At 56.7% G+C, this 23,001-nt stretch carries 15 protein-coding genes; 4 read left to right on the top strand and 11 right to left on the bottom strand.

Annotated features, from left to right (window positions below; genetic code table 11):
* Nucleotides 1-53 precede the first annotated feature (53 nt).
* From EQG79_RS22630 to crcB, 4 genes are all read right to left on the bottom strand, one after another.
* A complete protein-coding gene (locus tag EQG79_RS22630) occupies nucleotides 54-1,745 on the bottom strand; it encodes an IPT/TIG domain-containing protein (protein WP_077922354.1) in 1,692 nt (563 codons plus the stop codon).
* A 40-nt stretch (nucleotides 1,746-1,785) separates the two neighbouring features.
* A complete protein-coding gene (locus tag EQG79_RS22625) occupies nucleotides 1,786-4,659 on the bottom strand; it encodes a TonB-dependent receptor (RefSeq protein WP_129604376.1) in 2,874 nt (957 codons plus the stop codon).
* Nucleotides 4,660-4,871: 212 nt separating this feature from the next.
* On the bottom strand, nucleotides 4,872-6,329 hold the full coding sequence (locus EQG79_RS22620; protein WP_240699426.1) for a M14 family zinc carboxypeptidase: 1,458 nt from the start codon (nucleotides 6,327-6,329) through the stop codon (nucleotides 4,872-4,874).
* A 37-nt stretch (nucleotides 6,330-6,366) separates the two neighbouring features.
* Nucleotides 6,367-6,741 carry a fluoride efflux transporter CrcB gene (gene crcB / locus EQG79_RS22615; RefSeq protein ID WP_129604373.1) on the bottom strand — a complete coding sequence of 125 codons (375 nt, stop codon included), beginning with the start codon at nucleotides 6,739-6,741 and terminating at the stop codon, nucleotides 6,367-6,369.
* Nucleotides 6,742-6,901: 160 nt separating this feature from the next.
* On the opposite strand from crcB, the gene EQG79_RS22610 reads away from it, so the two are divergent.
* Nucleotides 6,902-8,209, top strand: a complete 1,308-nt coding sequence (locus EQG79_RS22610) for an APC family permease (RefSeq protein ID WP_129604370.1) — start codon at nucleotides 6,902-6,904, stop codon at nucleotides 8,207-8,209.
* Between the two features lie 50 nt (nucleotides 8,210-8,259).
* Nucleotides 8,260-9,990 carry a GMC oxidoreductase gene (locus tag EQG79_RS22605; protein WP_129604367.1) on the top strand — a complete coding sequence of 577 codons (1,731 nt, stop codon included), beginning with the start codon at nucleotides 8,260-8,262 and terminating at the stop codon, nucleotides 9,988-9,990.
* Nucleotides 9,991-10,554: 564 nt separating this feature from the next.
* Here EQG79_RS22605 and EQG79_RS22600 read toward each other — a convergent pair.
* Nucleotides 10,555-14,244 carry a DEAD/DEAH box helicase gene (locus tag EQG79_RS22600; RefSeq protein WP_129604364.1) on the bottom strand — a complete coding sequence of 1,230 codons (3,690 nt, stop codon included), beginning with the start codon at nucleotides 14,242-14,244 and terminating at the stop codon, nucleotides 10,555-10,557.
* A gap of 121 nt (nucleotides 14,245-14,365) precedes the next feature.
* Between EQG79_RS22600 and EQG79_RS22595 the strand changes: the two genes are divergently transcribed.
* Both EQG79_RS22595 and EQG79_RS22590 read left to right on the top strand, forming a co-directional pair.
* On the top strand, nucleotides 14,366-15,568 hold the full coding sequence (locus EQG79_RS22595) for a parallel beta-helix domain-containing protein (protein WP_129604361.1): 1,203 nt from the start codon (nucleotides 14,366-14,368) through the stop codon (nucleotides 15,566-15,568).
* Nucleotides 15,569-15,668: 100 nt separating this feature from the next.
* Nucleotides 15,669-16,733 carry an SO2930 family diheme c-type cytochrome gene (locus EQG79_RS22590; protein ID WP_129604358.1) on the top strand — a complete coding sequence of 355 codons (1,065 nt, stop codon included), beginning with the start codon at nucleotides 15,669-15,671 and terminating at the stop codon, nucleotides 16,731-16,733.
* Between the two features lies 1 nt (nucleotide 16,734).
* Here the strand turns inward: EQG79_RS22590 and EQG79_RS22585 are convergent, their stop codons facing one another.
* From EQG79_RS22585 to EQG79_RS22560, 6 genes are all read right to left on the bottom strand, one after another.
* Nucleotides 16,735-17,721, bottom strand: coding sequence for a DUF6089 family protein (locus EQG79_RS22585; protein ID WP_240699425.1), 987 nt, complete (start codon nucleotides 17,719-17,721; stop codon nucleotides 16,735-16,737).
* A 157-nt stretch (nucleotides 17,722-17,878) separates the two neighbouring features.
* On the bottom strand, nucleotides 17,879-18,703 hold the full coding sequence (locus EQG79_RS22580) for a hypothetical protein (protein WP_129604355.1): 825 nt from the start codon (nucleotides 18,701-18,703) through the stop codon (nucleotides 17,879-17,881).
* 110 nt (nucleotides 18,704-18,813) lie between these two features.
* On the bottom strand, nucleotides 18,814-19,179 hold the full coding sequence (locus tag EQG79_RS22575; RefSeq protein ID WP_077922364.1) for a hypothetical protein: 366 nt from the start codon (nucleotides 19,177-19,179) through the stop codon (nucleotides 18,814-18,816).
* A gap of 183 nt (nucleotides 19,180-19,362) precedes the next feature.
* The gene (locus EQG79_RS22570) at nucleotides 19,363-20,550 is read right to left on the bottom strand and encodes a M57 family metalloprotease (protein ID WP_077922365.1); all 1,188 of its coding nucleotides are present in this window, start codon (nucleotides 20,548-20,550) and stop codon (nucleotides 19,363-19,365) included.
* Nucleotides 20,551-20,577: 27 nt separating this feature from the next.
* On the bottom strand, nucleotides 20,578-21,789 hold the full coding sequence (locus tag EQG79_RS22565) for a zinc metalloprotease (protein WP_129604352.1): 1,212 nt from the start codon (nucleotides 21,787-21,789) through the stop codon (nucleotides 20,578-20,580).
* 38 nt (nucleotides 21,790-21,827) lie between these two features.
* Nucleotides 21,828-22,961, bottom strand: coding sequence for a M57 family metalloprotease (locus EQG79_RS22560; RefSeq protein WP_129604349.1), 1,134 nt, complete (start codon nucleotides 22,959-22,961; stop codon nucleotides 21,828-21,830).
* Nucleotides 22,962-23,001 lie beyond the last annotated feature (40 nt).

Below are 23,001 nucleotides of genomic sequence, written 5' to 3'. Positions count from 1 at the left end.
TTCGTGCGACACCAATATAAAATTAAGTAAGCTCGGTTACTGAATGACCGATTCTAGCGGTCATAGTTAGTATTCTGCGGATCGAAGTTGGTCCAGGTAGCCAGCCAGTTGTCGGTTCCGTTGAACGCACCCCGGTACGGAGCGGCCGTAAAGAACGAATCGGCCAGTTTGCCACCCGTTGCGGCATTGGCCCCTACCAGCAGCGCCGAACCCGACGGCGGCAGGAAGTTAGGCGTGGTCAGGTTAAACGACTGGGCGTTGAGCAGCGCAGCCACGTCAGACGACGCAACGATCGTGTTCTTTTTAGCCGTCGTGTTGAAGAATGTCGTGGCCTGATCGTTGGTGATGGCCGCAGCGCCCCGAACCGGCGTCAACGCATTGGCAATGGTAACGCCCTGCAGGTCGAGCGCCCCCGAGTTTACGTTAGCCAGCGTACCCGTAGCCGTACCGTCCAGACGAAGCCCTTCCGGCCAGCCCGCAAATACTGAGTTGTAGATGCTGATGGCCGTATTCCGGCGCAGGTGCATGGCCGACTGGTACGCACCGCTACCACCCGACGTTGGGTTGGTATTGGGCGCGCTCTGGAACGCAAACGAACTTACGTTGGCGAAGACGGGCTGCGTCAGCGGCAGACCGTTGTTAGGCGCTGCCGGACCCTGAGCGGCCGTATTTTCGCCCGGGTTGAAATTGTCCGACTCGAAGCTGTTCGAACCCGACTGGTCGGCCGCGTTCGGATCGCGCAGCGAAAGCGCAAACTGTACTTTACCAATGAAACCGAAGTCGGTATCGAAGTCATCGTCAAAACCCCGGTATGCGACCAGATACTTGGCATTGGCCGTACCGCCGAACCACTCGAACGAGTCGTCACCGCTGTACGAAACCTGGATGTGATCGAGGGTGGTACCCGAGCCGACGCCGTACAGAGTCAGGCCGTTGATTTCGCTGTTCGACGTGGTTGTCAGGGCAATACCAGGGAATTCGATCCGGACGTACTGGAGCGTGCCGGAGTTGTCGGTCGGCTCGTTAAACGTACCGAAGGTTCCTTCGATACCGCCTTCAAAGGTAGTAGCGCTGGGCCGGTTGGTAGGCGCTTTACCGATCAGGACGATACCGCCCCAGTCGCCGTACTTCCGCTGACCAGGAGCCGCATTCGAGGTAAAGACAATGGGTTGCGACGCCGTTCCTCTGGCTTCGATCCGGGCACCCGGCTGAATAACCAGCGTACCACCCCGGCTCTGGCCCGACGGGTCGGTAGCGGGGCCGCCCCCTTTGATGATCGTTCCGGGCTGAATGGTGAGCGTAGCGCCGGACCGGACGTAAACGAATCCACGAATCAGGTAGACGTTCGAGGCCGTCCAGGTCGTATTGGCTGTGATGCTGGTGGCTACTTCAACAACTGGTTTGTTAGCCAGCGAAAACTGACCGCTGAACTGGGCCGTCTGGCCGTTGGCCGCTACCGAAATGGGGTTACCTGGGTTAGCCGGAACGGTAACGACCAGTTGCGTGGGCGTTGCCGACACAACCTGGGCAGGTACGGTTCCGAAAGTTACACTGTTGCTGGCTGGCGTCGTGTTGAAATTCGTTCCTGTAATAACAATCGTCGAACCAACGGGGGCCGAGGTTGGGCTGATGCTGGTAATGCTGGTTACCGGAGCCGGCGTTTCATCATTCGTACAGGCAGACACAGCGACAAACACGCCCGCTATCAGAAGCAGCAAATACTGCCAGCGTTTCATAAACTTCATAACTAACACAGATTTGGTTTACGTTTATTGGGATATTGTCTTAAGGCACTATCGTGCGCCGACCGAAGGTGTATACCCCCGTTAGCGTGACGTACTGACCCCGGCGGAATACGCGCACGTTCTGGTCGGCGGTGGCGTTCAGCGAGCTTACGTCCTTACCGATTTTGCCGTCGTCGTTATAGTCCTGGGCGAAGCGGAACGGTGCGTTCAGGATGTCCTGTATACCGAGCCGAACCTCATACTGCTTCTTGAATGTCTTTGAAATATTCAGGTCGACTACGTTCCGGGCCATCTCGAAAACGGTTGGCTGGTTCTGGTTACCCACCGCAAAAATTCGGGGACCGGCTACGTTGTAGAGCACGTTGGCCTGCCAGCCCGACACCGGATCGGCATAGTAAGCACCGGCGTTGATCAGGTAGGGCGACTGGTTGGCCAGTGGCCGCTCGGCCGACTGAATGTTGGTCAGGTCATACGGTCCGATCCGGCCACTGAGATCGGGCCCGATAACGGTCTGCCCCAGGTCGATGCGGCTGTTGATGAACGAGGCATTACCAACCAGTTGCAGGTTCTGCAGGAAAACGCTCGATGCGTTGGCAAAGCTTTTTCTGACTTCGATCTCTACGCCGTAGTTGCGGGCCGACCGGGCGTTGATAAAGGTGTAGCCCAGGCCGTTGGCGGTTGGCAGCAGGAATGTTTCGATGGGGTTGCTGAACTGCTTCACGAAGCCCGTTACCGAAATCACCTCATTGGGCGTTGGATAGAACTCGTACTTGGCGTCGATATTCTGGATCGTAGCGGTCGTCAGCGACGGGTTACCCCGAACGTCGGCCAGGAGGTTGAAGTCGAAGTAGGTGAACGGAGCCAGCTCGCGCAGCTCAGGCCGGTTTACGGTAGCCGAGTACGCCAGTCGCAGGTTTTGCCGGTCGTTCAGTTTGTAGATGGCGTTGAGCGAAGGCAGCGGGCTAAAGATGCTCCGGTCTACCAGGTCCGTCCGTACCAGGTTGATATCCGACCGCAGGGTCTGGTTGTTGAACTCGCCCCGGAATCCCAGCGTCAGGTTCAGCCGTGAGCCCAGGTTTACGTCGCCCTGTACGTAGGCCGCGCCGTAGGTGTTGATACCCTCGTAGGAGTCGAGATCTTTGGTACCGTCGAGCAGCGACAGCCCGCCCGGCTGACCCGTTACGTTCCGGTCGTCGAAAATGGTGTTGATCGGCTGGCTGGTAATCTCCTGCGACACATTGCTCACCCGCTCGTAGCCGTAGAAACGGGCCGAGTACGTCCGGTTGCGCTGCTCGCCGTAAATACCGGCTTTGATGCGGTTGGGCTCCCGATCTGTTGGGTTGCCGAAGGTATGCTCGTAGTTGCCAATCAGCGATACGACGTTCTCGTTCAGGGTCGAGAAGAACCGGCCGTTGTCGATGGGGTTGGGCTGGTTCGGAATTACGGCCGCAAAAGGCTGACCGCTGTCGCTTTGCCGCTGAAAACGCGCCCGCTTCCAGTCCGGCTCCCACCGGCCCGAGTAGCTGTAGGCACCGATCCAGTTAAATTTAGACAACTCGCTCAGCGAATGCTCGCCCGATACCTGGGTGCTGACAATACTGCGGTTTTCGAAGCGCTCCGAGAACGCCTGTACGTCGACACCGTCGATAACGCGCTGGCCCATCCGGTTGAGGGTTTCGGTCGAGCTGAGCAGGTTGAACAGGGTTTTCCACTCCAGCGTGAAGCGGGGGTTGAAACGGAACGTCCAGTTGTGAAGTACCCCCAGTCGGGTTTGCCGCTGGTAGTTGGCATCGTCGTACCGCTCAAACACGTCGTTTGCCGTGGCCCCGTTCTGGTAGATACTGAGGTCGATGTCGGCGTACTGGTTGGTCAGGCTGTAGTTGATGCTGGTCAGGTTACTAACGCGGGTGTTGCCCAGGTCGAACCGGCGTCCCATATTGATTGCCAGTCGAACATCGGGCGCAATCGACACCTGGCGCAGGCCCCACGAGTTGGGCAGCAGCCGGGCGTAACCGGCCCGCTGGGCGGCATTCAGGGCGTTGAAGTCATTGGCCCGCGCCGGGAAACTGGTTGGAATCTGCTGGTCTTTGTTCCAGAGCCCCAGCACGCTCAAACCACCCCGGTCGTGGGTCTGTGCCGTCCGGAAGGTCGTACCGGGCCGGTAGCCGATGGTAAAGCCTACGTCGGTGAAGTTCTGGTCGGGCCGGCGCTTGGTATATATTTTAATGACGCCACCAGCAAAATCGCCCGGAAGCTCGGCTGCCCCCGATTTGTAGACGATCATCCGGTCGAGGATGTTGCTGGGTACGATATCGAACGAGAACGAGCGCGACTCAACTTCGGTCGAGGGTGTAATCACATCGTTGATCAGTACGGAGTTGTAGCGCGTTCCCAGGCCCCGGATCAGCACGAAGCGGTTGTCGACAATGCTGATGCCCGGCACCCGCCGGATGGCAGCAGCCGCGTCGCGATCCTGCGATTTCTGGATCTGCTGGGCCGAAATACCGACGGCCAGTGGCTTGAGCTGCTTGATTTCGGTGATAACGGCTACTTCGGTGTTGGTAGCACGGTTGGCCCGAACAACCACTTCCTGCAGCGATTTGCCTTCTTCGTCGAGTTCGGTATCGATGGTGGTGGTGTTACCCGACTCGACCCGAACGTTCGGAATTTCTTTGGTCTGGTACGAAACGTAGGAGATAACAACTTTCTGGGTACCGGCGGGCACGTTGGCCAGCGTAAACTTTCCGTCAATGTCGGTGGTGGCGCCGATCTGGGTTCCGTCGATGCGGACCGTACAACCGATGAGTGCTTCTTTGGTTTTGGCGTCTTTGACCAGTCCCTGCACGGAGCCGGTCTGCGCCAGACAGACCGTTGACAGGAACGTCAGTAAGAGTGATAATACAGTTGGTTTCATATTTCTTGTTTGGAGTCGCATTTGCGCTGCAAAGCTACCCGCCCAATATTACGCCAACGTTACGCCATTGTTACGCTTGAATTATGTTTAGATACAGTCGTAAATTGTTGATTATCAAATAATTGCAATTCAAATCCTATTGAATAGGTATTGTTTGGCAAATATGTACATAAACCAATACTTATTCGGTCTTCGTGCCAAAAAACCACCGTTTATTCGGCAATTCCGTTCGCCTTTATTATTGGACTAATCGGGTCGTGATTCCAGAATCCGTTGACAATAGTATACTCGATGCGGTTACCACGCCGGAGCAGGAAGGTCGGAATCTGGCCCAGCTGCAACGGCCGGGCCGGTAATTTGCCGTCAACGAGCAGGTGAACCAGCTGCGTTGGCAAGGTGTCTTTTTTTGCCTGCCGCACCCGAAACGCCGTAATTCCTTCTTTGTATAGCGCGGCCAGATCGAGCTTTCGGAGGCTGGCAGGCGTATCGAGGGTATCGCTATAAAGCCGCGCGGGGGTCAGGGTCAGCCCGGTAGCGTCGATCTCTTCCAGCCCGCCGAAGGTCGAGAGGTCGCCGATGTCTTCAATTTTGCTTTTGTAGCCAAAGGCTCGGGCCGAGTCGAGATTCTCTTCGTACCGGTTTATACCCACATCGACGGTAACACTACGGCCTTCGCGCACCAGAGTGACGTTGCGGATCAGCAGATCGAACAGCGCCCGTCCGTTTTCCGGAATGGCCTGGTAGTCTTCAGTCCGCTCCTGTCTGTACGACCCGTCGGCAATGGCTTTGAGCGCCGTCAGGATAGAGACGAAGTTGAGCCGCCGGATCGCCATTTTCTCAGAATCGCCCAGGTAGCCGCCCGACTCGATCAGAATCAGGGTTGTACCCCATTTCTGAATGTTATCGCCGAAGGCCCGCGGCTCGAACTCATCGTCGTACCGGGCCACCTGCCCCGGCACGAACTGCTGCAACACCCGGTTCATCCCCACAATGAGCTGCATCGACCGCTGCCGAACGTCGTTTACGTTCCGGTCTTCGTCGTAGGCCGTTGCCAGAAACGACACCACCGCCTGCTTACCGGTCTTGCCTACGCTGTACCGCGGGTTCTGGTCGTGCAGGTTGAAGCCTACCAGCGGCCGGAGCGTCTGCTGCAGGTTTTTGAGCAGGGCGCCTTCGGGCGTTTGCAGCCGCAGCGCATCGCGGTTCATGTCGATGTCGGTCGCCGTACGGCGCTGAAACCGTTGGGTGCCGTCGGGGTTGAGCATGGGGACCGCATGGATAGTGATCTGGCTCAGGATAGCCTGCCGCAGTTCATCGAATCCGTCGTTTTTCGCGCTCAGGAAGTTGAAGATGTCGAACAGGGCCATGGTCGCCGTCGCTTCGTCGCCGTGCATCTGGCTCCAGAGCAGCACGTTCGTTGATCCGGTACCGGCCTTAACCAGGTTGATGCTGCGTTTTTCGAGCGACTCACCCACCTGGCTAACCGACAGGGGCGTTTTGAGCGCGTTCAGCAGCGGCACTATGTCGCGATGCTTGAACCGCCGGTGGGTAAACGTCTTTTCTTTATACGTATCGTGCGCATCGTGGAGCCGACGCGCCATATCCTGTGCCTGGATGGATGAACTCATTGATAGGGCAAGTGAAATAATAGCCAGTAGCGTCTGTTTCATGGTGATGCCGGGTTCGTAGTGGCTGCAAGATACGCCGTCAAAGCCGCTGCCCCAGCGACAGCCCACCCGCCGATGCCAGCAGACACAGGCTCACGTTCAGGCCAATATTCAGCAGGGCGGCTCCGGTGCGGCCGTTTTGCAGCAGCAGCAGGGTATCGTTGCTGAAGCTCGAAAAGGTGCTGAGCCCTCCGCAAAACCCCACCCCGATCAGCAGGCGGGTTTCTTCAGCCGTTGTGCGGCCCATGACCCAGCCGGTTACAAGGCCCAGCACCAGACTCGCCAGTACATTCACGGCCAGAATAGCCAGCGGAAACGGCGAAGGGGTCAGCGTGGCCGGTATGATGCGCCCGGTCAGGTACCGCAGCAAACTGCCGGCCCCTCCTCCCACGAAAACCAGCATCCAGACTTTCATGGGCGCAAATGTAGGAAAAAGGCCAACGTAGACCGTTGTATGGCCTCTGGCGATTGGTTTTTCATTATCATTGTACAGTAAGCTATACGCTCCTGACCCACCGCAGACGGTGTTGATTAGCCCGTTACCAATCGAACTAACCGTCAAAAAAAGCACGTACATGGCCCAAAACCAGCTCAAGAAACTTCTCGGCGTCGGCTTCGGCATAGCCGTTACCATTGGCGGTACCATCGGCACCGGTATTCTGCGCAAGCCCGGTCCCATTGCCGAAGCCGTTGGCAGTCCATTTCTGATTATCGCCGTCTGGCTGATCGTAGGGCTGTATGCGCTGGTGGGGTCGCTGTCGGTCATCGAGCTGGGCACCATGGTTCCGAAAGCGGGGGGCTGGTACGTATACGCCCGGCGGGCCTTCGGCAACTACGTGGGGTTTGTGATCGGCATCAGTGCCTGGCTGGGCAGCGTGTCGGCCATGGCTTTCGGAGCCGCCGTCATGAGCGAATACCTGGCGCTGCTGATCCCAACGCTGGCCAACTACCAGAAAGCCGTGGCCATTGGTGTGCTGGTCGCGTTTGTGGGGTTTCACTGGCTGGGCGTTCGGTCGGCCAGCCGCGCCCAGGAGGTCATGAGCCTGCTCAAAGCCGTGGGGCTGCTGGCGTTCGTGATTCTGTGCTTCGCCGTTACGCCCCAGACGCCGGTCGTTGTCTCGACCGAGTCGGTCCGGACGGTTGCTCAGGGAGGTGTCTGGCTGGGGGTACTTTCGGCGCTGCAATCGGTTTTTTACACCTACGATGGCTGGCATACGGCGGCCTACTTTACCGAAGAAGACGTAAACCCGAGCCGCAACCTGCCCCGCTCGATGGTAAGCGGGGTGCTGCTGATTATCGGCATCTATATTCTGGTTAATGTGGCCCTGCTGTACGTGCTGCCCGTATCGACCTTGGCGGGGTCCAAGCTCGCAGCGGCCGATGCAGTACAGGTGCTACTGGGGCCAGGCAGCGCGCAGGTCGTCACGTTTTTGCTGATGATTTCTATTCTGGGCATTATCAACGCGCAGATGATGTTTAACCCGCGGGTTATCTTCGCCATGGGTCGCGATGGGCTATTTTTCTCTTTCGTCACGTACGTAAACAGCGGAGGTACACCGGCCTACGCGGTGGTGGTCACGGCGCTGACGTCGGTGGCCATGATCCTGACCAATACGTATAATCAGCTCTCCGACATTGCTACCTTTTTCTTCGTGCTTTGTTACGCGTCGTGTTTTGCGGCCCTGATCCGGCTGCGGCATACGGAACCCGACCTGGCGCGCCCGGTGCGGGCCTGGGGTTACCCGTTCTCAACCTGGTCGCTGCTGATTGCGTCGCTGGCTTTTCTGGCGGGCGTTGTCATCGGCGACTTTTCGAGCAGCCTCTACGCCGTTGGCTTCATTATCGTGAGCTACCCTATTTACCGACTCGTGATCCGGTCGTAAATTCGTAGTCTGTACGTCACTGTCAAAAACGGTCCTTATCCTTTTTCCGCATGAACCGCCCAACTGCCCAGCCCCCGATTCCCAAGGGTAAAAAATTCGATGCTATCGTTGTCGGCTCCGGCATCAGCGGTGGCTGGTCGGCCAAAGAACTGTGCGAAAAAGGGCTGAACGTGCTTCTGCTCGAACGGGGCCGCATGATCGAACACGTTTCCGACTACCATACCGCCACCAAAGCGCCCTGGGAGTTTCCGCACCGCAACCAGCAGATGCCGCCCGAGCTGCTGGCCAAGTACCCGGTTCAGAACCGGACGGGCTTTACCATTACCGAGGCTACGCACCATCATTTTGTCAACGACCTGGAAAACCCTTACGTCGAAGAAAAACCGTTCGACTGGATTCGGGGCTATCACGTAGGCGGCAAGTCGCTGATGTGGGGGCGGTACTCGTTTCGGTTCTCCGACCTCGATTTTGAAGCCAACGCCAAAGAAGGCATCGCGACCGACTGGCCCATTCGCTACAAAGACATTGCCCCCTGGTACGATTACGTCGAGAAATTTGCCGGTATTGCCGGCTCCCGCGATGGGCTGCCCCACCTGCCCGACGGCCAGTTTCAGCCGCCCCTGCCCGACAACTGTCTCGAAGCCCACCTGCGGCAGAGCGTCAACGCCCAGTTTCCCGACCGCAAGGTGATTTCGGCGCGGGCGGCCCACCTGACCGCCCCTACGGCCCAACAGATGGCGCTGGGCCGGGCCAAATGTCAGTTTCGTAATCTCTGCATGCGCGGCTGTCCGTACGGGGCGTATTTCAGCACCCAGTCGGCCACGCTGCCAGCCGCCCGGCGGACCAACCGCCTGACGGTACGGCCCCATTCCATTGTTAACTCCATCATCTACGACGAGCGAGAAGGCCGCGCCACGGGCGTGCGGGTCATCGACGAGCAAACCCACGAATGGCTCGAGTTTTCGGCCAGTATCATTTTCCTGAACGCATCGGCGCTGGGCTCGACCTATATCCTGATGAACTCCCGCTCGAACCGGTTTCCAACGGGTATGGACGAAAGCGGTCAGCTGGGCCGTAATCTGATGGACCACCATTTTCACGTGGGCGCCACCGCCGACTACGACCGCGATCTCGATAAATACTACTACGGCCGCCACCCCGCCGGGCTGTACATTCCGCGCTTCCGGAACCTGGGCACCGACCGGCAACCGTTCCGGCGCGGCTACGGGTTTGAAGTCTATACCAACCGCGAAAACTGGGAGCATGCTTATCGGGAAGAGGGGTTCGGTGCCGACTTCAAAACCAAAGCCACCCAGTTTGGCAGCTGGAAAGTAACCCTCGATGCGTTTGGCGAATGTCTGCCCTACGAAGACAACCGGGTGTACCTGACGAGCGAACAAACCGACAAATGGGGCCAGCCCGTTCTGAAGATGGACGTTCATTACCGCGAAAACGAAACCCTGATGCGCCGGGATGCGCAGGAGCAGGCGGTACTGATGCTGGAAAAAGCCGGTTTCTCAAACATCAGCGGCTTCGACAGCCAGGCGCATCCGGGGCTGAGCATTCACGAGATGGGGACCGCCCGAATGGGCACCAGCCCCAACAATTCGGTGTTCAACCGGTTCAACCAGCATCACCTCGTTAAAAACGTATTCTGTACCGACGGCGCCTGCATGACTTCGTCGCCCTGCCAGAACCCCTCCCTGACCTACATGGCCCTCTCCGCGCGGGCCGCCGACTATGCCGTCAAAGCCCTGAAACGGGGCGACATCCCCCGTTAGAATCACAGACGTCCAAAATCAACCCCGGCCCGTCAGGGCCCATACAGCGCAGCGTCGAGCAGGTAACAGACATTCAGATCACCCCAGCCCGTTAGGGCCATCACAACGCAGCGTCGGTGGTAGCAGGTACAGGTCAACCCCGGCCCGTTAGGGCCAGAACAGCGTAGCGTCGGTAGCATCATTCGGGGGCAGCAAATACAATGTGCCGTCAGGTACATAACAGCGCAGCGTCGGTAGCGTCGGTAGCAGCATCATGGGACCGGACCCCGTCCAAAGCCAGGTGCCATCAGGTACATAACAGGTCGGGTACCTGACGGCACACGGTTCCCACCTGGAGGGCTGTTTTCTACCGACGCTACGCTGTGATGGCCCTGACGGGCCAGGGATGGATGGGCGCCTGTCGATTCCTACCGACGCTGCGCTGTTTTGGCCCTAACGGGCCACGACTGATCCCGTACGTTTGCTACCCGCTACCGACGCTACGCTGTGATGGCCCTGACGGGCCAGGGATGGATGGCGAACACCGGGAAATAAACGCACGGTCCGATCGATGTTTCGAGTGTGTTATCCCAAACTGACCAGCTCTTTAAGGTCTTCGTCGCTGAGGTCGCCGATCCAGGTTTCGCCGGTTTTTACGCTGAGGTCGGCGAGTTCTTTTTTGGACCGGATCATGGCGTCGATTTTTTCTTCGAGCGTGCCCTGGTTCATCAGGCGGTAGACCAGCACGTTTTTGGTTTGCCCGATCCGGAAGGCCCGGTCGGTGGCCTGGGCTTCTACGGCGGGGTTCCACCAGAGGTCATAATGGATGACGTGATTGGCCTGGGTCAGGTTGAGGCCCGTTCCGCCCGCTTTCAGGGATAGAATAAAGGTGTGGTCAGACCGGTTGTTCTGAAACTGCTCAACCATGCGGTCGCGGTCGGGTCGGGTGGTGCCGCCGTGCAGAAACAGGGGCTCCTGCCCGAAGGCCTGCTGAATGAACTGTTGCAACAACATCCCCATCTCGTAGTACTGGGTGAAAATCAGCACTTTCTCGTGGTTGGCGTAGATCGTTTCGAGCAGGTTGAGCAGCAGCGTGGCTTTGCCCGACAGCGCCGGATCCGACGGGCCGGCGTTACGATTGCCTTTGGTGGCCTGTCCTTCCTTGAGGTACTGATGCGGGTGGTTACCGATCTGTTTGAGCGCCGTCATCAGCTTAAGAACCAGCCCGCGCCGGGCCATGCCGTCCTTGTCTTCGATAGCCCGGATGCTCTCCTGCACAACGCTCTCGTACAGCGCCGTTTGCTCGGGTGTGAGTGAGCAGTACTGGTTGTTCTCGATTTTATCGGGCAGGTCGCTGATGATGGTTTTGTCGGTTTTGACGCGCCGGAGCAGGAACGGGCTGGTAACCCGCCTGAACTGATCGAGCTTCTGGTGGTTGCGCTCCTGCTGAATGGGTTTGCCGAAGTCTTCGTTAAACTTGGTCAGTCCGCCGAGGTAGCCTTTGTTCACGAAATCCATGATGCTCCAGAACTCCGACAGCCGGTTCTCGACCGGCGTGCCGCTGAGCGCGATCCGGATGGGAGCCTTCAGCGATTTAACGGCTTTGGTCTGTTCGGTATCGGCATTTTTGATGTTCTGCGCTTCATCGATAACGATCGTGGCCCAGGTCGTCTTCTTCAGCTTTTCGAGGTCGGAGCGCACCACCCCGTAGGTAGTCAGCAGCAGGTCGTACGGGGCGTTTTCGTCGGGGAGCTTCCGGCCGGGACCGTGGTAGATATGCGGCTTCAGATCGGGCGCAAAGCGGGCTATCTCTTTCTGCCAGTTGGTCAGCAGCGTGGTTGGCAACACAACCAGCCCTTTCTGTTTTCTGAAGCGGCCTTCCTGCCGGAACCGCAGCAGCAGCGCAATCACCTGCAGGGTTTTGCCCAGGCCCATATCGTCGGCCAGCAGGCTTCCCATGCCCAGAGCCGTATTTTTCACGAGCCAGTCGTAGCCCCGCTGCTGATAAGGCCGGAGGCTGGCGTTGAGCGCGTCGGGGAGCGGCTGGGCTTCGGTATTGGTAAACTGCCGGATGATCTCGCGCACATCGTCGCCCAGGCCCAGCCGGTTGCCTTTGTATTCTTCCGACAGAGCCGCCCGCAGCATGTCGGCCCCGGTTAGTTCGGGCGGGTTGTCGAGTTGTTTGTAGAGCTTGTTGAGCTCGTCGGGATCGATCAGTACGTACTGGTCTTTGATCTTGACTAGCCCGGTCGAGTTACTGACCAGCTTCTGAAACTCCTTCACGCTGACCATCTCACTGCCCAGGGCTACCTGCCAGTCGAAGGTCAGCATATCGTCCAGGCGCATGAACGAAGGGTTCGACACCGAGCCTTTGGTTTTAGGACGAAGCCGCCCGCCAGCCGTAGGCCGTACCCAATGCCGGAGCGACTTCGGCAACAGCAGCGAAATACCGAGCAACTGCATGCGGGGCAGGGCTTCGAGCAACACCTTCACGAACTCGTCGGGTTTGTAGAACAGCGCGTCGGGCCGGGAGCCGCCGTCGGTTTTGGTGAGCTGAGCCAGATCAGGAAAATGCCTCGACAAAACAAGCAAATCCTGCAAAACGGCCATCCGGATCCCCGCGTGTCTGCGATCGTTCAGAATCTCGTGCAGCGGAATGGGCGGCACGACCGACAGGGCCGCAGCGGCTTTTTTGGGGGATCGGCTCGTTTTTTTGGCTACGTCGGCGGGGGGCGCTTCGGCAACGGCCTCGTTATCGCGGATGAGCAGGCTGACCCGGAACTCGTCGCTGAGTTCCGACTCTTCTACGGCCAAGATCGGCACGAACCGCTTGTGGGTCAGGAAGAAATCGTTCAGCCATAACTGCATGGCCAGCGGCATCTCGCGTTTCCCGAACCCTTCGAACCGAACCGTTTCGACGCCGAAAAACAAACGGTCGGCGTCTTCGAGCGGCCAGCGTTCCCAAAGCTCAACGGTCGAGGCATGGATGGTCGGGCGCATGAGCAGCGAACAGAGCATCAGTACCTGTTCGCGGCCGGGCAGCGCCAGCCACTCTTTCTGCCAGCGCATGGTCAGCAGCAGCGGAGGCAGCTGAGCCGCCAGCAGATCGGTCTGCTGCCGCACGGCTTCGTTGAGCGTAGCGGGCATCCACCGCACCCGGTACTGATCTTCTTTGACACCCAGACACAGCAACTGCGGCACTACGGCACCCCGGCGCAGCAGCGCGGCCGAAAACTGATGGGCCAGATAGAGCGCCCGTACCGAATCACTCATCTCGGCAAAATCGGCTTCGGTGAGCGTATCGAGCCAGCTGGTCAGGTCGGCCAGGTCATAGTCGCTAAAGGACCGCTGTTCGCCATGCTCGGTGAAGACGCCGATCTTTTTGATCTCCATCAATTCATCGAGCTGTAGCTCGATGCTGTCGCTGGGATCGGGATGCCCGGCGTCGGGCGCCGGTTTAGCCTGACCGTTCGGACGGGCGTGTCGGGTAACGGAGCGGCCCCGGCCCGGCTGGTCGACGACGGGCTTACTGAACAGGCTATACGCCCTGGCGAGCGACTTCTTGAAATCACTTTTGGTGAAGGTAACCTCGGGCTGCAACAGATCGAGCAGCTGATCGGCCAGGGGCGGAATGGTACCGAAGTCGAGCAGGCTCCGGGTTGCTTCGTCGGGTTTCCAGTCCTCATCGTCGGGCAGGTCGTCGGTGCCGAGGTCGCGCAGCAGCAGCACGGCCTCCATACCTCCGCTCAGCACGTCGCCCTGCTGGTCTTTCAGTTCGGCCAGGATATCGAGCCCTTTCAGCTGAAAAACCAGAAACGGATTGCGGTCAATCTCGTTGGCAATGACATACACGACAGCCGCCAGGTGTTTGCAGGGAATGGCATAGTCGGGACATGAGCAGCCCATCCCCAGATCGTCGAACGATTCGGGGAACAGGGTAATCTGGCGCGTCTGGGCAAACTGCACCAGCTCTTCGGGCAGTTGCCGGTTCAGCAGCTGCGCCAGAATAGCCGGGTTATCACCAATTTCGGTCAGCAGCCAGTCGCGCTCCTGACCGGTAAACAGCGGTACGGTCAGTTTTACTTTGTACGGCCGGGGCTTGGTTCCCTTTACGGAAGCGCTGATCTGATTGGTATCGATTTTCAGCCCCTGTACCGCCCCTTTGTTGGCGTAGGTTTTACCACGTGGCAGCCGGTTGGCGTCGTCAATCCGGGTTAGGGCGTTGAGCCACTGCTGCCCCCACCACGTCTTGCCGTAGCTAATGCGTTCGGCCATGAGTTACTTGATAGTTAGCGTATGCAATTGGGTATAAAAGTAGCAGATTCGCGCTTCGGATAGCGTAACGCTTTTTCACGTCATGGAACGGATTGCCACTAACCCTATATCAACTACTTCTATGAAAACGTTGTTCGGTATCCTGATCGTTTACGCCCTGCTGGTCACGTCGGCAGTGGCCCAGCCAGCGGTCCAGAAGGCCATTCAGAAACAGCTTATCCTGAGCGACGACGGCGCTACGATCCAGCTCGACGAGGGTACGTTCACCTTCAGCGGCAGCCTGTCGCTCGAAGACAAGAAAAACATCGTCATCCGCGGGCGGGGTATGGACAAAACCATTCTGTCGTTCAAAGGCCAGACCGACGGGGCCGAAGGCTTACGCGTCAGCAACGGGCAGAACATCGTTATCGAAGACCTGACGATTCAGGATACCAAAGGTGACTGCATCAAAACCATGAACGTAAACGGCATCACGTTTCGGAACGTAAAGGTCGAGTGGACCGGCAAACCCGGCCCCACCAACGGCTCGTATGGCCTCTACCCGGTGCAGTGCCAGAACGTGCTGATCGAACGCTGTACGGCCATCGGAGCTTCCGACGCGGGCATCTACGTGGGTCAGTCGAAAAACATCGTGGTGCGCCAGTGCGAAGCTCACCATAACGTAGCCGGTATCGAGATCGAGAATTCGCTGATGGCCGATGTCTACGAAAATAACGCGCACGACAATACGGGCGGTATTCTGGTGTTCGACCTGCCCGATCTGGTACAGAAACGGGGTGGCAACGTGAGGGTCTACAAAAACACGATTCAGAACAACAACTTCGACAATTTCGCGCCCAAAGGCAACATCGTGGCGCGGGTGGCGGCCGGTACGGGCATGCTGATTCTGGCCACGAACCAGGTCGAGATTTTCGAGAACCAGATCATCAACAACAAGAGCATCGGTACGGGTATCATCAGCTACTACATGACCGAGAACCCCATTGCCGACAAAGGCTATTACCCCTACCCGACCCACATCGACATCCACGACAACGTGTACCGCCGGGAACGCGGCTACCCCACCCGCAAAGGCCGCATGGGCATGATGTTCCGGTTCAAGCTCAAGTTCGGCAAAGACGTGCCCGATATTTTGTGGGATGGCATTACCGATAACACCTACGCCCAACCGGCCACGATGGACATCTGCCTGCGCAACAATACGGGCGCTACGTTTGCCAATATGGACGTGGCCAATAACTTCAGGACCATGTCGCGTGATCTGTCGAAGCACAACTGCGAACTCAAACCCCTCGCCGATGCGAAGTTGAGCCTGGGCCGGTAACCGCAGCCTGAGCTGAACGACGCCTGGTCGTCTTTTTTGTCATTCCGCACCGGCGTACCGGCGGGATAACAAAACCAACAAACGCTTACTCCCTCGCCCTATGAAAGTCCTTCTCCTATCGATCGGTGTTTTTTTGCTGTCGGTTGCCTTTACCATCAGGCAGGACTACCCGGCTGTGGCGGCACCGGAAAGCCTCTCGGCCTGGGACTTTTTTACGGGTAACCTCGCCGACCAGCAACCGGCGGCCGGGGTTGTTCCCTATCGGCTCAACACCCCGCTGTTTTCCGATTATGCCGAAAAACTGCGGTTCGTTCGGCTACCCGCCGGCCAGTCGGTGCCCTATACGCCCGACGACGTGCTGGCTTTCCCGGTCGGTACGGTGCTGATCAAGACGTTTTATTTCCCGATTGATTTTCGCCAGCCCGACAAAGGCCGGCGTTTGCTCGAAACCCGGTTGCTGGTCCACGAAGCCGCGGGCTGGAAAGCCCTCGAATACGTCTGGAACGCCGAACAGACCGACGCCACCCTCGAGGTAGCCGGTGAGCAGACGACTGTAGATTATACAGATGCCAGCGGCAAAAATCATCGCCAGCTCTATGTGATGCCCAACCTGAACCAGTGTAAAGGCTGTCATAACCGCAACGAAACGCTGATGCCCATCGGCCCGTCGGCGCGGCAACTCAACGGCAGCCTGACCTATGCCGACGGCGCAGCTAACCAGCTTACTTACTGGCAGCAGCATGGCCTGCTGACGGATCTGCCCGCGCTGGCCAGCGTGCCGAAGACGCCGGTCTGGAACGACCCCGCAACGGGGAGCCTGGATGCGCGGGCCCGTGCCTGGCTCGACATCAACTGCGCCCACTGCCACCGCCCCGACGGGCCAGCCAGCACCTCGGGTCTGAATCTGCGCCATACCGAAACAAACCCGACGGCCTGGGGAGTTCGGAAAACACCGGTAGCCGCCGGACGCGGCTCGGGCGGCCGGCAGTTCGATATTGTACCCGGCCAACCCGACGAGTCTATTCTGGTCTACCGGATGGAGTCGACGGACCCTGGCGTGATGATGCCCGAAGTAGCCCGTAAAGTCACCCACCGCGAAGGCGTAGCGCTCATACGCGAGTGGATTCGGGCCATGAACAACCAGACGCCGGTAAAATTCAGATGAATTACCGTTTTCGCGGAACCGGACACCTGACCCGCCCCGGTATGATGTACTGGATGGAGAACGTAGTCAACAGATATTTATCCGTACCGCTCGATTCGCCGGGCGCCGTTCGCTGAATGGTTTCGAATGGGGTTTGATTAGTATCCATCAGATCAAATAAAATGGAATACCGGTCCGGGTTGCCATAGTGCCGGGCTGCGTTCGACTCCTGCCGCCGATCGCTCATCAGTATGCCCAGTTCGGATAGGTTTGAAAAATCAGGGTAGGAATCATCATTGGCCACGTCATCCAGATAATCAGTCAGCGTATAGCGAACACCGATCTCGAAGCCAAGATTAATCTGGTCATTAAGCTTGTACCGGAAGCCAACGCCCACCGGAATACTTGCCGTCAGGAGCGGGTATAGTTGTTTGGCGTCGGGCTGCCCCTGGCCTGCTGTACCTAAAGGCTGCAAGTCGACCCACCGCTGCGGGTTTGTATAGGGATCGTAGGGGTCGACGGGCGTTAGTGCTTTCGGGTTATGGGCCAGCAGCGCAATGCCCGCAAACACGTAAGGCGTATACGCGGCTCTTCGGTTAGCCGTGTGGCCATCGGGCACCAGGTTATACACCCCCGTCAGGGCCAGCTCCTTCACATCATTCCGAAAGTGCAGGTTGCGAACGTACGCAAAGGCATAAGTGGCTGGGTTATCCAGACTGTAGGTATAGTCATCGCCCACCAGTCGGGCCCAGGTGAAGCTAGCCCGGGCCGCCAGCTTAGGGGTAAGCTGGCGGGCGTAGCCAACCGTCAGATTATAGCGTGGCAACGTCACCAAAGCTTTAGGAAGCGAGGCAGCCAGTTCGCCCAGGTAGGTCGATGTGCCAGCGCCCGCCGAAATGGTCGAGTAGGGCTTAAACGTGGAGCCTGACTGAGCCAGACAATTGGCCCCAAACCCTACGAACCATGCTATGCCTGCAAAGCCTAAACAGCTATACCTAAAAAATTTCATTACTAAGCGATTAAGTAAATAGTGTCGTAGGTAAACGTACCTAACAGATGTGCCCCTCATATGCCCGATTGTTTTCTCCTAAAGACGAACTAACACCGTTCAGGCTACATCAATGACTACAAAATGGCTTATAATGCGGCTTAACAGCTAACAGAGCTTATCTGGCGCAGGCGTTAACGGCTTTTTCATAGGTACTGATGCAGCTTGTTTTCTTCACAGCCGAAGCTATACCGCCGACCAGGAGACCTATGCCTAAGCAACCTACACCATCCATTAAGATAAGCTTGGACAGATGGTTGTCTATTGAGAATCGGAGGTTTGGGTCTGTAAGCACTATTCGATTAAAGGGTTCACGTGCCCTGGCCGTTAATCTGAATGTGTAATACAACGTTGCGAGTGAGGAAGCAGCCAAACAAGCAATTAAAACCTTTTTTGCTGGTACCGTTGAAGCAGCACCGTATAGACAATTTGCCTGATTGACTTCAGCGCTGTAAATACAATCGACATAATCCTGAGCTTTTATGAGTGCCCCTGATTCCAGCAGCCGGCTGAAAGCGGCTCCCAGCACCGACTCGGCCTCCGGCTGCGGCAGTGTGTGCAACTCCGGAAAATCAGCCAGCAGTCGATCCCTAGACGACAGTGTGGCAACTATGCTCTGTTGGTACGCTTCCCAGCTGGAGTAACCAGCCGCGCGCGCCAGTTCATCTTTCTGAGAGGTCAGCAGATATTCCGGATGGTCGAGCAGCACACTGATCCGGATCTGCTCAGCAGCCTGGCTAGCCTTGGTCTGAGCCTGTTGATGCCTTTGCTTATACAGGACAAGCGCCCAGGCGTTATCGGCAAAGTCCCGAAAGGCCTGGCTGATTACCAGCTTTTCAATGAGCGCCCGATGGTCCACACCGAGTGTTCGCGCAACGATTGACTGGCTGGTAACAAGCGGCAGTAATCCTATCAAAAGTATTTTGTAAATCGGCCACTTCATGGGTAGTACAGGTTTGGGTTTAGCAGATATGTAATTGACAAAGAAGCAGAATGAGTAGGTAAACGCTGGTGACGCCAATACGCTGGCGTCATGGATATATCAATGAAAACTCAGCGGCTATATAGAAGAGCGGTATCCGACCAGTCTGACCTCGATGGAATTAAACTATCATCGGTGTACACCGTCTGGACTTCGATCTCGTACATACCGGCCACAAAGCACCCGCACCTCGGATCCTTCAACTTAGAAAACAGCATATCCCCATCAGCGATGAAGTGATCACCCGCGTCCTGGATCAGCGAGTCGGGGCAGCCCAGGCTGCGGATGTAGGCCCGCACCGCCTGGCTCTTGTCGGCCTCTGTGGCCTGGGGCCTCAACGAGTCCGTAACGGGCTGGCAGCCGTTGATGAGCACCGCCAGACCGGCCAGCACCAAGCCTGTCAATGCCCAGCCCAGCAGGGGTAAAGGTGTTTGCATAGCAGTGGGGTTTGGTCGTATCGACGAACTCGGCGGCTTCCATGTCAGCGGTAAAGGTGTTTGCATAGCAGTGGGGTTTGTCGGGGTTCATAACAGTGGGTTGACAGCTAGCCTGGCCCCTTCGAAAACGCAGGCAAAGTGGGGGCTATCACCCAGGTATCGTCTATTTGGCCCTGGAGCCGCTCAATGTGATTGCAAGAAGACTGTCGCGGATTCAAGTGACCTTGACTGTTGTCCTGGCAACGGCACATCATCCATGTAGACCGTCTGGACACTAATCTCATAAAGAGTACCCACCAGGCAACGGCAGGTCACGTTCCGGATATCTAAAGCGAGCGCGTTTTTGACACGCACAAGGGCAGAGGATGGTTGATAATGACGAATAACGGGCCATTGAAAACCATCCACACCGATGGGCCTTATGATGATATTAGTGCCCTTGACGCGATGCATCGGCCCTTCCCAATTGATTATTACTGTGGTAGATGTGGGGGACGACCATTTTGCGGTAACTTTTCCGGGATGCGTGGGGTAGATGATGCCCAGCGCTTTTTTATCGCTAGGCGAAAGTTTGGTAGGCCAGCCGTTCGATAGAGAGCCATTCATGATAGATGCCAGGTCAATAACTGGGGTACCAACCAGGTGTAGTTCCTGGTGTCTAGGGCTGACTGCTTGCCAGTCAGTATGGGCAAGGCCGATCGTATGCCCCAATTCATGGGCCAAAGTATGTATTCGTTTAGGAAGATCAAGACGGGAAAAATTATTCATATTTACACTAATTGTATTATGGGGGAGTTCATTACGACTGGAGACTCTTTTTTCAGCATAAGCGATGATCTCTTTACCAACTTTTGATATATCAGCTTTGACCCTAATCATGATGTCGTAGTCATTCGGAGGCCGAACTACCCGAAAGCGAATCCTGCTGTTCGAAGCATTCCAGATTCTACAAGCTTCTGCCAGTTCAGTGTCATAACCGCTCAGGGGTTGCTCTAATTGCACTCGAATATTTTGCTGTCGCTTTCCATTTGCAATCATAGGAATTCCAGATAATGCAGCCTGTTCCTCCTGAGTGTCACTCACGTTAGCCGGGCTTGGCAGGGTCATATTCTTGGCAAACAGCATATCGCCATCGGCCACAAAGTGGTCGCCCGCGTCGTGGATGAGTGAGTCGGGGCAACCCAGGCTGCGGATGTAGGCCCGCACCGCCTGGCTCTTGTCGGCCTGTGTGGCCTGGGGCCTCAACGAGTCCGTAACGGGCTGGCAACCATTGATGAGCACCGCCAGGCCGGTCAGCACCAGGCCGGTCAACGACCAGCCCTGCAGGGATAAGGATGTGTGCATACAAGCCGCTTTTAGATAGTTTTTCATGAAAATAGGTAACAACTGGTCAGGCGATCACTTAAACTCGCCAGTGAATTTTTGATCCTGAGCCAACCAGGGGCCAAGAGTTCCATCCGCGTATCTTATCCGCACATTGAACTGAAGATACCAGGTCTGTTTATAGGTGATATCTGATCCATAGGTCTGTATTTGTCTGGTCTCCAGGGTGTACTGGTTAGCGGCAGGGGCTGGTTTGGGAGCATAGCTATACCCCTGCTCGCCCGTTCCGTAGGTTGGGTTATACGCAAGCGTTCCGTTGGATATAACCTTGTGGTTGATGTAATACCTGAACAGGAAGCCCTTTATGTGGTGCACGGGACCATTCAAACTGATCGAGAAGGCTTTTTGGGAATTAGGTTTATTGACGACGCTGAGTTTGATGTTGTATACGGTAGCCGGATACAACGTCCTGAGCGTATTGATGTCGGCGGCACTGGGTGCGGTAGCCGTCGGTGTTCTATTCATGATAGACGCATTATCAACGGCAGGGCTGCCCGGAATTTGAAGACCCGGTATCTCACGCGTCCATTTTTTCCAATCAGTGTGTACTAAGCCCAAACAATGCCCAAATTCATGCGTTAGAGCAGCTATTTGATTCTTATGCAGTAACATCTTAAATTTTGGGTAATGAATAATTAACAGTTCTCCCGGGTGGCCTAGTGATGGTGGAGAACCCGTTGCATACGGACCATAGGACATACCTGTTGTAACAGCTTCGTCACGAACTATATGAACAACACCTGGCATGTTGTTTTTGGTGATATAGAACTTCGTGCGTACCAGGTTGCTCTTGGTCACAGGGTTGTATCCTGCATTATTCCACTGAGTGGTGGCTTTGGTTACCAGGTCTACAATACCGGGGATGTATTGTTTATTACCTGGGGCGATCAATTCGGGGTGGATATACACCCAAACACGTTCCTGAGCTTTTCCATTGTAAATCAGTTGATTCAGGCTCTCGTAAGCCTGTTCTTGCTGGGCTCCATTGGCCGGTAACGGCATGTTTTTATTAAACAGCATATCTCCATCGGCGATGAAGTGGTCGCCTTTGTCCTCAATGAGCGAGTCGGGGCAGCCCAGGCTGCGGATGTAAGCCCGTACGGCCCCACTGCTGTTGACCTGGGGGGCTAGCGGATCAGAAACCGGCTGGCAGCCGTTGGCGAGCAGCAGGCTCACGGCCAGCAGGCCCGTCAACAACCAGCTGGTGGCTGGTAAACATTTTTGCATAGTCGTAGGGTTAAATATGGATTGATGAAAAAGGCGACTCAGCCAGCATAAAGTATAGCCGTGTCCGTCCAGGCCGAGCGCGACAGCGCGCCCGGGGGTGCATCGTCGTTATAAACCGTCTGTAGCTCCACCTCGTACATGCTGGCGGCCAAACACTGGCAGGCCGGGTTGGCTGCGTTGACATCCCAACTAGTCTGGTTACCCCCTACCCAGATGGTGCGGGGAATGCCGTTGCCTTCCATGTCTACAGGCGTCACCTTGACGTAGTGCCCCTTGACGGGGTGCAGGGGCCCCGACCAGCTGATGCGCAGGGTGGTGGGGTTGAGCCAGCTGAGTCTGATATTGTAGGGGACTTTGGGATAGAGGATCCGCAGCGCTCTGGCGTCGTTGGGTGAGATGGCATTGGGAAAACCGAAGGGTACCCCCACTCCAACTCCATTCATAATGGAAGCAGGATCATTGACCGGTGTACCAGCTATATAAGTAAATCCCCTTTCACGTAGAGCTTGCCAGTTCGTGTGAGCCAACCCAAGCGTATGGCCCAGTTCATGGGCCAACGTACTGATTTGCCTGGCTCTGGAGAGCGTTCTAAAGTTTGCCAGGTTTACAATAACCAAATTACCGGGCAACCCAGCCTGCGGGTATTGGGCGTATGCATACATTGCTTCCATTAACGGAATTCCCTGAGCGTTTGCAGGCTTGATAGCTATATCAAACGGACGCGCTCCGTTTACCATTTTAAAAAAAATGGTGCTGCCTGTGCTGTTCCATTTTTGAAAAGCTGCGCTAATTTCATCCACGTAATCATTTATGGCGGGGTGAACGATAACCCGAACTTCCCGCTGCCTTCTGACCGAATGAATTAACCCAAATGTAGGCCTATAGGCCTGCTCTTCCTGCGGACCAATACTATCGGCCAGGTCTGGTACAGCCATGTTCTTGGGGAACACCATATCGCCATCGGCGATGAAGTGGTCGCCTTTGTCCTCAATGAGCGAGTCGGGGCAGCCCAAATTCCGGATGTAGGCCCGTACAGCCCCCCCGTTCTCAGTCTGCCCGGCCTGGAGCGTCAGCGGGTTCGTGACGGGCTGACACCCATTGCTCAACAGCAGCAGGCTGGCTATCAGTAAGCCAGTAAGCAACCACCGGGTAGATGATACAAAAGCCTTCATAGCCCTAGGGTTTGAAACACGATGCGGTAAGCGCTGGCTA

Origin of the sequence: Spirosoma sordidisoli, from assembly GCF_004138325.1 — a bacterium.
In the GTDB taxonomy this organism is placed as follows: Bacteria; Bacteroidota; Bacteroidia; order Cytophagales; family Spirosomataceae; genus Spirosoma; species Spirosoma sordidisoli.
This window is presented reverse-complemented; position numbering and strand designations above follow the sequence as displayed.

Bases quoted from the DNA above. Each gene is read 5' to 3' on its own strand.
- EQG79_RS22630 (WP_077922354.1), bottom strand. From the start codon at position 1,745: ATGAAGTTTATGAAACGCTGGCAGTATTTGCTGCTTCTGATAGCGGGC.
- EQG79_RS22625 (WP_129604376.1), bottom strand. From the start codon at position 4,659: ATGAAACCAACTGTATTATCACTCTTACTGACGTTCCTGTCAACGGTC.
- EQG79_RS22620 (WP_240699426.1), bottom strand. From the start codon at position 6,329: ATGAAACAGACGCTACTGGCTATTATTTCACTTGCCCTATCAATGAGT.
- crcB (WP_129604373.1), bottom strand. From the start codon at position 6,741: ATGAAAGTCTGGATGCTGGTTTTCGTGGGAGGAGGGGCCGGCAGTTTG.
- EQG79_RS22610 (WP_129604370.1), top strand. From the start codon at position 6,902: ATGGCCCAAAACCAGCTCAAGAAACTTCTCGGCGTCGGCTTCGGCATA.
- EQG79_RS22605 (WP_129604367.1), top strand. From the start codon at position 8,260: ATGAACCGCCCAACTGCCCAGCCCCCGATTCCCAAGGGTAAAAAATTC.
- EQG79_RS22600 (WP_129604364.1), bottom strand. From the start codon at position 14,244: ATGGCCGAACGCATTAGCTACGGCAAGACGTGGTGGGGGCAGCAGTGG.
- EQG79_RS22595 (WP_129604361.1), top strand. From the start codon at position 14,366: ATGAAAACGTTGTTCGGTATCCTGATCGTTTACGCCCTGCTGGTCACG.
- EQG79_RS22590 (WP_129604358.1), top strand. From the start codon at position 15,669: ATGAAAGTCCTTCTCCTATCGATCGGTGTTTTTTTGCTGTCGGTTGCC.
- EQG79_RS22585 (WP_240699425.1), bottom strand. From the start codon at position 17,721: ATGAAATTTTTTAGGTATAGCTGTTTAGGCTTTGCAGGCATAGCATGG.
- EQG79_RS22580 (WP_129604355.1), bottom strand. From the start codon at position 18,703: ATGAAGTGGCCGATTTACAAAATACTTTTGATAGGATTACTGCCGCTT.
- EQG79_RS22575 (WP_077922364.1), bottom strand. From the start codon at position 19,179: ATGCAAACACCTTTACCCCTGCTGGGCTGGGCATTGACAGGCTTGGTG.
- EQG79_RS22570 (WP_077922365.1), bottom strand. From the start codon at position 20,550: ATGAAAAACTATCTAAAAGCGGCTTGTATGCACACATCCTTATCCCTG.
- EQG79_RS22565 (WP_129604352.1), bottom strand. From the start codon at position 21,789: ATGCAAAAATGTTTACCAGCCACCAGCTGGTTGTTGACGGGCCTGCTG.
- EQG79_RS22560 (WP_129604349.1), bottom strand. From the start codon at position 22,961: ATGAAGGCTTTTGTATCATCTACCCGGTGGTTGCTTACTGGCTTACTG.